Annotated in this window: 10 protein-coding genes and 1 tRNA gene; 4 read left to right on the forward strand and 7 right to left on the reverse strand. The window is 60.9% G+C overall.

From position 1 onward, the window contains the following. Positions 1–117: 117 nt before the first annotated feature. Positions 118–3,195 (forward strand): hypothetical protein, encoded by a 3,078-nt coding sequence (locus tag AC13C2_RS06445; RefSeq protein WP_482886270.1) that lies wholly within the window; start codon positions 118–120, stop codon positions 3,193–3,195. A gap of 12 nt (positions 3,196–3,207) precedes the next feature. Here AC13C2_RS06445 and AC13C2_RS06450 read toward each other — a convergent pair whose 3' ends face one another. Beyond that, complete coding sequence (locus AC13C2_RS06450) at positions 3,208–3,543, reverse strand: arsenate reductase family protein (RefSeq protein WP_342707782.1); 336 nt, start codon at positions 3,541–3,543, stop codon at positions 3,208–3,210. 172 nt (positions 3,544–3,715) lie between these two features. On the opposite strand from AC13C2_RS06450, the gene AC13C2_RS06455 reads away from it, so the two are divergent. Then, the gene (locus AC13C2_RS06455) at positions 3,716–3,925 is read left to right on the forward strand and encodes a cold-shock protein (RefSeq protein ID WP_092764155.1); all 210 of its coding nucleotides are present in this window, start codon (positions 3,716–3,718) and stop codon (positions 3,923–3,925) included. A gap of 147 nt (positions 3,926–4,072) precedes the next feature. On the opposite strand, the gene AC13C2_RS06460 is transcribed toward AC13C2_RS06455, so the two are convergent. From AC13C2_RS06460 to AC13C2_RS06475, 4 genes are all read right to left on the reverse strand, one after another. After that, a complete protein-coding gene (locus AC13C2_RS06460) occupies positions 4,073–5,959 on the reverse strand; it encodes an acyl-CoA synthetase (RefSeq protein ID WP_339642879.1) in 1,887 nt (628 codons plus the stop codon). 209 nt (positions 5,960–6,168) lie between these two features. Further along, positions 6,169–7,950: an ABC transporter transmembrane domain-containing protein gene (locus AC13C2_RS06465; protein WP_482886271.1), complete on the reverse strand. Its 1,782-nt coding sequence runs from the start codon at positions 7,948–7,950 to the stop codon at positions 6,169–6,171. 76 nt (positions 7,951–8,026) lie between these two features. Then, positions 8,027–8,100 (reverse strand) — tRNA-Gly (locus AC13C2_RS06470). A 189-nt stretch (positions 8,101–8,289) separates the two neighbouring features. After that, on the reverse strand, positions 8,290–9,192 hold the full coding sequence (locus AC13C2_RS06475; RefSeq protein WP_092764148.1) for a LysR family transcriptional regulator: 903 nt from the start codon (positions 9,190–9,192) through the stop codon (positions 8,290–8,292). 258 nt (positions 9,193–9,450) lie between these two features. Here AC13C2_RS06475 and AC13C2_RS06480 point away from each other — a divergent pair, with 258 nt between their 5' ends. Together AC13C2_RS06480 and AC13C2_RS06485 are read left to right on the forward strand one after the other, a co-directional pair. Beyond that, the gene (locus tag AC13C2_RS06480; protein WP_482886272.1) at positions 9,451–10,233 is read left to right on the forward strand and encodes a Bax inhibitor-1/YccA family protein; all 783 of its coding nucleotides are present in this window, start codon (positions 9,451–9,453) and stop codon (positions 10,231–10,233) included. Positions 10,234–10,354: 121 nt separating this feature from the next. Beyond that, the gene (locus AC13C2_RS06485) at positions 10,355–10,678 is read left to right on the forward strand and encodes a VOC family protein (RefSeq protein WP_482886273.1); all 324 of its coding nucleotides are present in this window, start codon (positions 10,355–10,357) and stop codon (positions 10,676–10,678) included. A 14-nt stretch (positions 10,679–10,692) separates the two neighbouring features. On the opposite strand, the gene rodA is transcribed toward AC13C2_RS06485, so the two are convergent. Both rodA and mrdA read right to left on the reverse strand, forming a co-directional pair. After that, a complete protein-coding gene (rodA, locus tag AC13C2_RS06490) occupies positions 10,693–11,859 on the reverse strand; it encodes a rod shape-determining protein RodA (RefSeq protein ID WP_092764142.1) in 1,167 nt (388 codons plus the stop codon). A 7-nt stretch (positions 11,860–11,866) separates the two neighbouring features. Continuing rightward, positions 11,867–13,810 carry a penicillin-binding protein 2 gene (mrdA, locus tag AC13C2_RS06495; protein ID WP_482886274.1) on the reverse strand — a complete coding sequence of 648 codons (1,944 nt, stop codon included), beginning with the start codon at positions 13,808–13,810 and terminating at the stop codon, positions 11,867–11,869. Positions 13,811–13,826: the final 16 nt, after the last annotated feature.

Consider the following 13,826-nt stretch of genomic DNA (forward strand, 5'->3'; position numbering starts at 1 on the left):
GCAATTGTCCGCCCCGGAAACTCCGTCAGCTTTTCTTGCGCGATATCCTGCCTTAAGCTGCTTTCTTGTTCGGCGTCCTACTCGCCAGGGCGCGCATCCCCGTGCTAGGCCTTTTGCATGACCCCATTGATCGCGCTCGACCTTTCACTTGACGGCATCGCCATCCTGTCCCGTTCCGAAGGGGGGGTATGGTGGCGCGAGGGCATCGTTCGGCTGGATGTGCCCGATATGAGCGACGCGCTGACCCGGATGCGCAGGCGTTGCGCCGCGCGCGTAGGCGAGGATTTCACCTCGGTTCTGATCATTCCCGACAGTCAGCTTTTGTTCACGTCGCTGGAACGCGACGATCGTGACCCGAAGGTGACGATCCGTGCCCTTCTGCGCGGTCGCACTCCCTACGAAGTCGAGGACCTGACCTTCGATTTTATCCAGAAGGGCGACCGGCTGCAGGTCGCCGTGGTTGCCCTGGAAACGCTGCTGGAGGCGGAAAATTTCGCGGCCAAGTTCGGCTTCCGCCCGGTTGCCCTGATCGGCGCTCCGAAAGATGCCACCTATCCCGGCTTGCCCGACTTCGGTCCGACCGGTATCGCAGCGGAAATATTGAACGGCGAAAAGCTGATCCTTGATCTGGGTGACGAAATCACCGTGGTCCCGGCCCCGGACGTACCTGAAGAGTCTGAGGCCGAAACCTTCGGCGAAACCCTCGCCGCCGTCAAAGCGTCCGACGCGGATGATCGATCGAAACCGTCTGCAGAAGACCCGGTTCCGCCAAAAGTCGCGGCTCCGACGTTTCCGCCATCCGCGCCCTTGCCCTCGTCCGCACCGGTCGCGCCGCCGCGCGCCCGTGCCGAACCTGTGCCGTCTGTCCGCGCGGTTCCGCCGCCGCCGATCGGCAGCGCACCTGATTTAAGCGATCAGGGACCTCAGGATACTGCCGCGGTACTGCCGGAACCCGATGTGACTCCCGAAGTGCCGACCCTCCCGGAGGCGAAACCGGCAGACGTGACCCCGCCCACGCTTGTCACTCCGGCGGCGGCATCCGCGCCGTCTTCACCGGAGGTATCGACCGAGAGCGTCTCCGATAAGCCAGGTTCAGAAGAGCCTGCACCTGCCGGGAAAGTGTCGGATAGTCTGGATAACATGTATGTTTTTGCCCGTGCCCCGGAAGACCAGCGCAGGCCCCCCACGAAAGGCCCAACGTTCAGCACTCAACGCAAACCACTGAGTGCGGCCGAACAGTCAAAGAAGCCACATCTGGCGCGCATAACTCCGCGCCTGAGTGGCCCGACCGCCGTGACCGACAGGAATACCTTGGCCGACGCAGCGGACCAATCGAAACCAGCCAATGTATCTGCCGCAAGTTTCCTGTCTGCCGATAAAGGCGACGACGATCTGACGTCGGCGACCGGCGATACGTCAACCTCTGCGCCGCCGCAGCCGACATCTCCGGCCAAGGCGTCAACATCCTACGATCAACCCCGCCCAAAGGCGCGGAATGCGCTTGTGGACCGTTTGCGCCGACAGCCCAAGTCACCCCGCTCGGCCCCGTCCGCGTCAGCCTCCACGGACGAGACTGTCGCCATGACACTGCCGGGACTCGCGCGCGAGAATGCCGCGCAACCTGCGGGCAAGCCGGGCCTCGGAATGGGCCTTGTCCTGACGCTGGTCCTGCTTGGCATCATGGCGTTGATCGCTGCATGGTCGGTGCTCTTCCAACCCGGCGATGCAGTTCCCGAGGTTGCGGACGACGCGTTGACGAAGCTTGAAGATTCCGCATCGGCTACGCTGATCCCGAATGCCATGCCCGCACTTGACACCGACGAAACCGCAACTGTGATCCCGGATGTCGCACCCGAGGCATCGTCCGAACGGCCGCCCGACACAGACGTCGCATTGCTCTTGCCGGACAGCAGTAATACCACCCGAAGTGCGGAGGGCAGCGTTGCCTCTCCGGTGCCCGATCTGGTCACAGCGCCTTTGCCGATTCCCGGTGCATCACCCGAGGAAATGGACGAAGTGGAGTCCGCAGACGCCTCCGACGATGCCGGACTGTCCGAAAACCAAACCGACGTCGCAGGCGCGGATGGCGCGTTCGAAATACCCGGTGCCTTCGACGCGGTGACGGCCCTGCCGGATGCACCGCAGGCACAAGACCCGGAAGATATATACGTCGCATCGATCGACCCGGCCGTCCGCGTGGGCGATGCAGTCGCCCTGCCGCAATCTGCGCCGCCCGCCGATACATTTTCGCCGCAGACCGTGCCCGCGCCTGCCGGGACCGAGTTTCCGACAGCCACTAACGGGCTTGTCGTGGCCAGCGCCAAGGGCACGCTTGCGCCCGGCGGCTATACCGTGGTGTCCGGGCGACCGCAGGTCTTTCCTGTACCCCGGCCCCAGACAAGCGCGGCACAGGTCGCGACCCGATCCGCCGAAGATGAGGCCCAGCGGGCCATCCTGTTGCGCACCCGTCCCACCCAGCGCCCGAACGACGCTGAAGAACGGGTGGAACGCGTGTTGTTCAATGGCATGACCCAGGCGGAGCTGACCCGTGTCCAGCCCCGCCAGCGGCCTGCGTCGATCATCGCAGCCTCGGTCGCGCAAACTGAAACGCAGGCTGCGGCTACTGCCCGCGCCGCCTCCGAAGCCGCGGCCGCCGTTGCCGCGTCCGACGAACAGAATGCTGCCGTTCAGGCCGCCGCCGCCGCTGCCGCCGCATCGCTGGCCAATCGATCGTCCGCCGCTCCGACATCCCGCCTGGCGCTTGCGGAGTCGAACCGGCCCCGCACGCGCCCCCGTTCGGTCGAGCGCGAGGCCGCGCAGATTGTCACGCAGCGCCGCGAACAGGCTACTGTCGCTTCCGCCTCCACAAGTAGCGCGACTGCTGCTCCTCAGGCGACCAGCAGGGCGCCTGCAGCTCAGGCCAGCAGCACTCGCCAGACCATCCGGTCGGCAGGCGGCAGTGTGGCCCGCGCGGCCACACAGTCCAACGCCATTCACCTGCGCGAAATCAACCTGATCGGCATCTATGGACGCCCGACAGATCGGCGCGCCCTGGTCCGGATGTCGAATGGCCGATATGTAAAGGTCAAGGTCGGCGACAGGCTGGACCGGGGCCGCGTCACGGCCATCGGCGAAAGCGAGCTGAGCTATCAGAAGCGCGGACGCAATATTGTTTTGCGGATGCCCCGCGTCTGATCCTGGCCAATCTCAATCTGTCAGTCCGAGGGCGGCGCGCGTTGCCTGTGTCCATCCCAGGTGAAGCGTTGTGTCGGTGTCCACTACTGGACGTTTGATCAATGCCGGGTGCGCCACCATCAGTGTCACGAAATCACCTGCACGGACCTCTTCTGGCAGTCCGCGCCATGTCATCGACCGTGTATTCAGCATCGTGTCACCCAGTGCGTCATGCCAGTCCGCGACCTCGGCGCGTGTCACCGGATCGTCTCGCAGATCGCGCAGCCGGACATCATGCCCCTGAAGCGACAAGAGTTTAAGCGCTTTACGGCAGGTATCGCAGGCTTTCAGCCCGTGCAGGACGATCATCGGCGAGTCTCCCATTTTCAGGCGCACGTTTTGCCCTCTCCCCTTGACGTTTTCAACGCAACCTTTAGCTCAGGATTGTGTCCGGAGGTCTCCGCGAGCACCTTCTCGCTTTGTGCTCCGGTCACCATACCGTCGCGATATTGCGGACGGACGACACGAAGGAGACACGGGAATGGCCGTTGGCACCGTGAAATGGTTCAATGCTACCAAAGGCTTCGGCTTCATCGCGCCCGATGACGGTGGAAAGGACATTTTCGTCCATATTTCCGCAGTCGAACAGGCCGGTCTGACGGGCTTGCGGGACAATCAGAAAATACAGTTCGAGTTGCGGGACGGTCGCGATGGCCGCACCTCCGCCACGGATCTCGTGGCGTTGGACTGAACCGTAAACTGGCAAACTGATTATCACGCCGCGCCATTGCGGCGTGACGACCTGGGATGGCTGCGAAAGCGGGCATTTTTTACCGAAGCATGGCAACTGCCGTAGCGGGAGGCTGCGCTCCCAGAACGTCAGATGAACGGCCGAACGCTAGGCCCATTCCCACGGGCGAGTGTAATTGCCCATGACGGCAATGACGTCCCGCTGCTCGACTTCTCCGGTCTTTTCCAGCTTGGCGACAAGGCCGCGTTTCTTATCTTCGAACACGGACTGCACCCTGGCGGCAATACCGGCATCTGCCAGCGCAGCATCATAGACGCGCGTGATGGCCTTTTTGCGCAGGTCCGGCTTGAACACCTTGCCCACGGCAGTCTTGGGCAACTCGTCCAGGATTTCGATATATTTCGGAAGTGCCGCGCGTTCATGGACGTGTTCCTTGCACCAGGCAATCAGATCGTCCGGCGTGCATTTGGCCCCGGCGACCAATTCAACATAGGCGCAGGGCAATTCGCCCGCGAAGGCATCGGGCTGACCGATGGCCCCGGCCATGCCGACCGCTTCATGCCCGGCCAGCGCCTCCTCGATTTCGGCGGGGTCGATATTGTGACCGCCACGAATGATAAGGTCCTTGGCGCGCCCCGTGATCCAGAGATAACCGTCCTCATCCACCCGCCCCAGATCACCGGTTCGCAAATGCGTGCCGTAGTGGAACAGGTCGGTGTTCTTAGTTGCCTCGGTGTAGGTATGACCGGCCCAGACACCGGGAGACGCAACGCAGATTTCCCCCACGGTATCCGTCGGACATTCCTTTACGCCATTGCCATCTGTCGTCAAAATCTTGACGTCCGTGTACATGAACGGAATGCCGACCGAGCCGATTTTCTTCTCGCCGTCGATCGGGTTGCAACTGACCAGACAGGTCGCCTCGCTCAATCCGTAGCCTTCGACCACCTTGACGTTAGTCGTCTTTTCAAAACGACGGAACAACTCGACCGGCAGCGGGGACGATCCGCAGAACGCCGTCTTGATCGAGGAGATATCGGCATCGACTGGGCGCTGCATCATCGCCGACATGGCCGTCGGCACGGTAATCAGGAACGTGACCTTCCAGCGTTCGATCAGCTTCCACATGTTGTCGAAAACACCTTCACCGCGATAGCCCTGCGGCGTCGGGAAGACGACATGTGCGCCCGATGCGACCATCGCCATCAGAATGACGTGGCAAGCGAAAACGTGAAACAGCGGCAGCGGGCAGATCACCACGTCCTGTTCCGAAAACAGCAGGCGATGGCCGATCCAGCCATTGTAGATCATGCCGGAATACTTGTGCTGCACGACCTTCGGCATGCCCGTGGTGCCACCAGTGTGGAAGTACGCGGCAACGCGGTCTCCGGCACTGTCGGCAAAAGTCAGACGATCCTTGGGCTGCTTGGCCATTTCTGCGGTCCAGTTCAGGACGCGCGCCTTGTGCTTGACCTCGACCTTGGGCCGGATCAGCGGCACGATCAGTTTTTTGACGCCGGTCAGATAGCGGTGCAGATCGACCTCGATCACCGTATTGACGTTCGGAGCCAGCGCGACGGCTTCAGCTACCTTCTGCGCTACGTCGGTCTTGGGGAAGGCGCGCAGGGTGACGACGATCTTGGCCTCTGTCTCCCGCAGGATGGCACCGATCTGCTGTGCTTCCAACAACGGGTTGATCGGGTTGGCGATGCCGGCCACGGTCGCACCCAGAAGGGCAGTCGCGGTTTCGGTGCAATTGGGCAGGACATATGCAACGCTATCGGTCTCGGACACGCCGAGCGAACGGAACAGGTTCGCGGCCTGAGTGACCTGACCATGGAACTGTGACCACGTCAGCGTTTCGGCCGGGTCGGTCGGACCGGACAGCAATTGATAGCTGATGGCCGCGCGATCACCATGCTTGGCCGCGGTCTGCGACAGAAGCTGATACAGAGTCTGCGCGGGCTGCGCAGACTCCCACGGCTCTGCCGCCTCGATGTCCAGAATATCCTGCTTGTTGGCGAAAGATGCCATGTGGTCGTCCCCTCCCGGTCAGCCGAGGCTCCCTCCCCGGTTCGTGCCGCGCAGGATGGGGGACAGGGCGCGTTGGTGCAAGTGAGACGCTACGGCGAGACGGCTTTCACTCCCTTCCAAATTTGTCAGGATCATCAGTCAGTGACACAGTTAAGGTCTGGATCAGAAGGGCCCGTCGGTTCGCTTCCAGGTCAGCAGCCCAGCTGCGCCTATTCCGCCGCCAGTCCGTCGGTGAACTGCAGTCGCGCCAGGCGTGAATATAGCCCGCCCTGCGCCACCAGTTCGTCATGCGTGCCCTGCGCGGCGATGCGCCCGTTTTCCATGACGACAATACGGTCTGCCTGTTTCACGGTGGCCAGCCGGTGCGCGACGATAATGGTGGTGCGGTTCTGCGCCAGCTTGGCCACAGCATCCTGCACCGCGCGCTCGGATTCGGCGTCAAGTGCACTTGTCGCTTCGTCCAGCAGCAGGACAGGGGCATTTCTGAGAATGGCACGGGCGATCGCGATGCGTTGCTTCTGCCCGCCCGACAGCATCACGCCGCGTTCGCCGACATAGGTATCGTAGCCCTGCGGCAGCGCAGACAGGAAATCGTGTGCGGCGGCAGATTTCGCCGCCTCCTCGACCTGTGCATCGGTGGCTTCGGGGCTGCCGAAGCGGATGTTTTCGCGGGCCGATGCGGCGAAGATCACCGGGTCCTGCGGCACCAAGGCCAGATTGGCACGGAAGGCATCGCGATCCATATCCCTCAGGTCGACACCACCCAGTGTCACGCGCCCTTGATCGGGGTCATAGAACCGCTGAATCAACTGGATAACGGTGGATTTTCCTGCCCCCGACGGCCCGACGAGCGCAACCGTCTCGCCGGGGTTCACCACCAGATCCACGTCGTGCAGCGCCTTTGTTTCCGGTCGCGTGGGATAGCGGAACGTCACACACTCGAAAGCCACGGCATCGGCGCGCGGCGACATGACGGGCTGCGCCGGGTCGCGCACATCGTCTTCCACTTCCAGCAGTTCGACCAGACGTTCGGTCGCGCCCGCCGCGCGCTGCAATTCACCCCAGATTTCTGACAGGGCCGCCACCGATCCGGCGACCATGATGGCGTAGATCAGGAACTGGATCAGCTCACCGATCGACATGATTTCGGCTCGTACATCCCGCGCCCCGATCCACAACACGCCAACGACGCCGGCGAAAATCAACGCAATCACGATCACCGTCATTATGGCGCGAACCTTGATGCGGGTGCGTGCCGACAGGAAGGACTTTTCGGTCACGTCGTCAAACCGATCAGACGCTTGCCCCTCGTAAGTATAGGCCTGCACGGTTTGCGCCGATAACAGCCACTCGGACGCCCGGCCTGAGGATTCAGCGATCCAATCCTGATTTTCACGGCTGAGCGTCCGCAGCTTCCGCCCAAGCACGATGATCGGCACGATCACCGCCGGTACCAATAACAACACCAACCCCGATAATTTGGGCGCAGTCCAGAGCATGAGAGCCAACCCGCCGCCAAAGATCAGGACGTTGCGCAAGGCTATGCTGACCGACGACCCAATCACCGATAGCAGCAGGGTTGTGTCCGTAGTGATGCGCGACAGAACCTCGCCCGTCAGTATATTGTCATAAAAGCTGGGAGACATGCGGATCATCCGGGCGAAAACCGCCTTGCGGATGTCGGCCACGACCCGTTCGCCCAGGCGCGTGACCAGATAATATCGCAGTCCGGTGCCCAAGGCCAAAAGTCCTGCAACGATCAGGGCGGCACCGAAGTATTGGTCCAGAAGCTGGGTTTCACCCGTCTGGAACCCGTCGACCACGCGGCGCACCGCCAGCGGCAGAACCAGAGACACAAAGGCAGTCAGTACGAGCGCGGTCATCGCGGCGAACACCATGACCAGATGCGGCCTGAAGAACGGAATCAAGGATCGCAGGCTGCCAATCCGCTTCGACCCCGTGCGATCGGCTACCTTCGCGATATCGGCCATGCGGTTCTCCGGCTGTATTGACGCTGACCTAAGCGCGACATGGGGGCGGCGCAAGTTCATGGACCTGGTCGGGGGGTGGAGCGGGCGGCGGGAATCGAACCCGCGTCATTAGCTTGGAAGGCTAAGGTCTTACCACTACACAACGCCCGCATCAGTAGACTCAGTTATCGCGGTTCGTTTCTGAGCGCAAGATCACACCTGCTCGATCCGAGTCAGGTTTGCTCATGGAGGACAAGCGCAGTCTCACCTCCTGTCTCACAGGTGCCCGCAGGAACCCTTATTGGCCACGGCACCTGCAGCCACAGTCCAGCTCCGGCTGTGAACCGATGCGGCAGGGCCTTAGTGACTGGCCGATACTGCGGTCAGAACCGGTTTGCGATGCGACGGGCGAAGCGTGCCATAGACGTCACCGATGATCTCGGTCAGGCGCGCACGGGCAGGGTCAAGCGGGGCCGGCGCGGAGTAGAGGGAAATACCAACTTCGCCGATTTCAGGCAGGTTCCCACCATGTGGAACGGGCAACATTTCCGGCGTATCGAAACCGTCGATCACGACGTGACAGGCCAGATCGGCGCTGACGGAAGCGTCAATCGCGCGGCTGGATTCGGCAGTAATCGCCACCTCCCATGAAATGTCCGCGGCATCCAGAGCGGCCTGCGCACGGGTCCGAAACACGCAGGCGGTCTCGAAAGCCAGACGCAGTGGGCGCTGTGTCCAGGCGATGCCCTCTTCGGCACCGACCCAGATCATCGGCAATCGCACCAATTCCTCGCCGCCCGGACCGGGGGCAGCTTCGGTAGTCAGGATGACATCGCAGCCGCCTTCTGCGAACATCTCGTGCAAAGTGGTGGTGACGCTGGAAATCAAGGTGATCCGTACACGCGGGTACTCTGCCGCAAACGCCCGCAGGACCGCTGGAATGCAACGTGGCACGATATCGTGCGGCACGCCCAGACGAATTTCGCCCTCGGGCACAGCATCGCGCATCCGATCAAGCAACTCGTCATTCAACGAGAGCATGCGCCGGGCATAGGCCAGCACCTTTTCCCCTTCGGGCGTCAAGCGTACGCCGCGACCCGCCCTGTCCAGCAGGCGGGTATCCAGCGCCTCCTCCAATCGTTTGATCTGCATCGACACAGCCGATTGCGTCAGATGCAAAAGCACGGCGGACCGTGTTACGCCTCCGGTCGCGGCGACGGTGGCGAAAGCACGTAGTGCGGTAAGATCTAGATTTCGGGCCATCTGGTTTTCCTTCCGCGGGTTTTCTAACAAGTTGGCCCAAATAACGGAAATAGATTGGTTTCATGGCACACATCACAATCTGGAATGTGCCTGCGATGACATCTATAGACAAAACAGTAGCCTTCGATAGGTAATAACAATCGAAAAGCCGCGAAACTGCCATAATGCCCGCTTGAATTGTCTTCAGCCAACCCCGATATTCCACCCGAGGGAAGCCGCACCGGCCCACCCATGTTCTCATCCCTATGGAGGAACCAGATGGCACAATTCGACGCTCTGCGGACCGGTACCGTTTCCGGCGCCCGCGCCGCAGAAATTGATCAGGGCCTTCGCGCCCACATGAACAAGGTCTACGGCACGATGTCCGTGGGCATGCTCATCACATTCGCTGCAGCCTGGGCGCTGTCCGGCCTCGCGACCACGACCGATCCGACGCAGGCTGTCGCACAGATGCCCAATGGGGTCATGGTGACATCGCTGGGCGAAACGCTGTATTTCTCGGCCCTTCGCTGGGTTGTGATGTTCGCACCGCTGGCCTTCGTCTTCGGCTTTTCAGCCATGATCAACCGGATGTCAGCCGCAACCTCGCAACTGGTGTTCTACGCTTTCGCCGCCACCATGGGCGTGTCGCTCAGTTCGATCTTCATCGTCTTCACAGGCGTATCGATCATGCAGACGTTTCTTGTGACGTCGATCGCCTTCGCGGGTCTGTCGCTCTATGGCTACACGACCAAGAAGGATCTGTCCGCGATGGGCACGTTCCTGATCATGGGCGTAATCGGCCTGATCGTGGCGATGGTCGTCAACCTGTTCATCCAGTCGGGTCCGCTCGGCATGGCGATCTCGGCGATCGGTGTGCTGATCTTTGCGGGTCTGACGGCCTACGATACGCAGAAGATCAAGACCGAGTACATCGCTCACGCCGCACAAAGCGATCAGGAGTGGTTGGGCAAAGCCGCCATCATGGGCGCGCTGAACCTCTACCTCGACTTCATCAACATGTTCATGTTCCTGCTGCAGTTCATGGGCAACCGCGAGTAACGTACAGTTCATGACAATGGATCAGGCCGCCCTTCGGGGCGGCCTTTTGCGTTCCGGGAACAGTTGCAAGTTTCAGCCCGAACACAGCATTCTCTTGCGACCCAACACAAGGATACATGTCATGAAGATCGACTATGTAGAATTCACCTCTCCGGCTTTGGAAGATACGCAATCCTTCTTCGCCGCCGCATTCGGGTGGAGCTTCGTGGACTATGGTCCAGGCTATCGCGATATTCAGAATGCCGGAACCGGCGGTGGGATCGAGCGGGGGGGCCAGCGTGCACCGCTTATCGTGCTGCGGACCGATAATCTGGACGACGCACTGGCGCGAATTCGTGATGCCGGTGCCGAGATCACGAAGGAAATCTTCGATTTTCCCGGCGGTCGCAGGTTTCAGTTCCGTGAACCCGGCGGAACGGAGATGGCCGTCTGGTCCGACGGCTGAGACGCCGCCCACCCCTATCGCTTGAACAACTGTCCTTCGCCCTGCGCACGGGGCCTGTGCACATGAGCGGATTGCACGATCCCGAACGCCAGCATCAAAACAAGCATCGCCGACCCGCCATAGCTGACCAGCGGAAGCGGCACACCGACAACCGGGGCCATACCCATGACCATCGACATATTGACCGCAAAGAACAGGAAGAACGTCGCCGCAACACCCAGCGTTGCCAAGGCTGAGAACCGATCCTTCATGCGCAGGGCCGATACGATGCAGAATATGATGATAAGCATGTACAGCGCCAGAAGGGATGCACCCCCCACCAGACCGAACTCTTCGGCAAGAATAGTGAAAATGAAATCTGTCTGCTTTTCAGGCAGGAAGTCCAGGCGCGCCTGCGTGCCCTGCATGAATCCCTTGCCGGTCCAGCCCCCCGAGCCCAGCGCAATCTTGGACTGGGTTATATTGTAGCCCGCCCCCAGCGGGTCAGTGTCCGGGTCCAGAAAGGTATCGATGCGACGATACTGATAATTCTCGATCATCTGCCACGTCGTACCCCGTGATTTGATCACCGCCGTAACCAGCCCCGCCGCTGCCGCGAAGACCGTGGCGAAATATGCCCAGTGAACCCCTGCCAGAAACATCATCATGGCGCCGCCCATCAGCAACAGGATCGCGGTGCCCAGATCGGGTTGTTTCAGTACCAGCATAGTCGGCAAAAGAATGATCAGCACAGGCAGAATTACCCATTGCGGGCGATTGACCTTGGTGACCGGCAACCAGTCGTAATAGGCCGCCAGCATGAGAACGAGCGTGATCTTCATCAACTCGGACGGCTGCAGTCGCATGAAACCGATGTCGATCCATCTTTGTGCACCGCCTCCCGAGGCACCCACAAAATCCACCGCCAGAAGAAGAACCAGGGCTCCGCCATACATCGCAGCCGAAACATTGCGCCAAAACCAGATCGGAATCATGGCGGCCGCGAACATCACTACAAGACCCAGAGCGAACCGCTGCATCTGCGGCTCGGCCCAGTACCAGCTGCCACCGCCCACCGAGTAGAGAACAATGAACCCGATCGACGCTACTGCCGTCACCAGAAGCACAAGACCCCAATTCAGAGCGAGCACCTTGCTCAGACCTGACGGCACACGGGCGACTTTATATTCAAGGTAGCTCATCTTTGCATCATGCTTCCGATGTGCCCGAAGTTCGGCTGGATATTGCAGGATTCAGCTTTAGATTGGACAGAATACCCTCGACCTTTTCACGGTCCCGGCTGGGATAGGCGTCAAGCGGCGGCATCCCGTTGTTGAGCGCATAGAGCATGATATCGCGGGCGATAGGTGCCGCCACAGTAGATCCGCCGCCACCGTGTTCAACTACGACCGAGACAGAATACCTGGGGTTTTCATAAGGACCATATCCGACGAAAAGGGCATGATCCCTCCGGTCCCATGGCAGATCTTCGTTGCTGATCACGCCCTTCGCACGTTCGGCTGTCGTGATGTTGCGAACCTGACTGGTGCCGGTCTTTCCGGCCCATTTCATGCCCGCCAGGTCGAATTTGGACCCCCCTGCCGTGCCTTTGGGGGCGTTCACCACCTGAAACATGCCGTCGCGCGCACGATCCAACCAACTGCGCGGCAGGTCCAGCGGCCCCTGGACACCCGAAGGGCGCGCCACACCACCGACCGAACGGACCATCCGGGGGTTGACCTCCAACCCCGACGCAATGCGGGCTGTCATCACGGCCAATTGCAACGGAGAGGTCAGGACATACCCCTGCCCGATGGCCGCATTCAGGCTATCGCCGACATACCAGTCCTCGCCCCGTCGGGTGCGTTTCCAGTCGCGATCAGGGATCAGCCCTTCGCTGATCGACGTCATCTCGATATCATGCGCGATACCCAGCCCCAACCTGCGCGCCATCCTGGCGATGTTGTCGATCCCTGTTCTTTGCGCCATTTCATAATAATAAATGTCGCAGCTTTCGCGCAGCGATTTCGCCATATCCACATTGCCATGACCCCCGCGCTTCCAGCAATGGAACCGGCGGTTGGAGACATTGATATAGCCGCCGCAATAGATCTGTTCGTCAGGTGTGATGACCTCCGCTTCCATGGCTGCCATAATTACTGCCATTTTGAACGTCGATCCGGGGGGGTACAGGCCCTGCACGATCTTGTTGTGCAAGGGGCGGCGATCGTTGTCGCGAAGGCCGGAATAATCTGGCACGCTTATGCCCGAAACGAACATGTTCGGATCGTATGACGGCGAAGACACAGCGGCGACAATATCACCATTGAGCACATCCATCACCACAGCGCTGGCGCTTTCCGTGCCAAGGCGCGCCTGCGTGAAGTTCTGCAATCCCGCGTCGATCGTTAGCTGAACATCGGCACCGGGCCCGGATTCCGTGCGCCCCAACTCGCGCATGATACGGCCCGCGGCATTCTGCTCGACACGCATGGCCCCCGCCCGCCCGCGCAAATCGTCCTCCAACCGCTGCTCGACTCCGATTTTCCCGATCTGGAACTGAGGTGTCAGCAACAGCGGATCAGGGTTTTCGGCATCCTCGATATCACGCTCGGACACGCTTCCGACATAGCCGATGACATGGGCATAATCCGGTCCCATCGGATAGGAGCGGCTAAGTCCCACTTCAGGCGTGATCCCGGACAGCGCGGGCACGTTGACCGAAATCATCGAAAGTTCGTCCCAGGTCAATCGGTCGGCCAGCGTGACGGATTGATGTGGACGACGATCCATCTCGCGCAGGGCTCGCTGCAACACCTCTTCGTCCAGCTTCACCAGACCGCGCAGGTTGGCGATCACGGCATCCGCGTCATCGGCATCCTGGCGGATCATCGAGACGCGGTAAATCTGCTCATTGCCAGCAAGTTCGATGCCATTGCGGTCGTAAATCACCCCGCGTTCGGGCGCGATCAGGCGAACCTTGATGCGGTTTTCTTCCGCCAGCAGCAGAAACTCATCGGCCTGGTCCACCTGCAGATAGCGCATCCGCCCCAATACAAGAGCGCCGATCCCAAGCTGCACACCGCCCAAGATCAGACCGCGACGCGAAACGCGCCGGGACGACAGAGTGATATCCTGTGCGTTGCGTTTCATGGCGCGTCCTTGCAAG

Source organism: Jannaschia sp. L-14R, assembly GCF_056857695.1.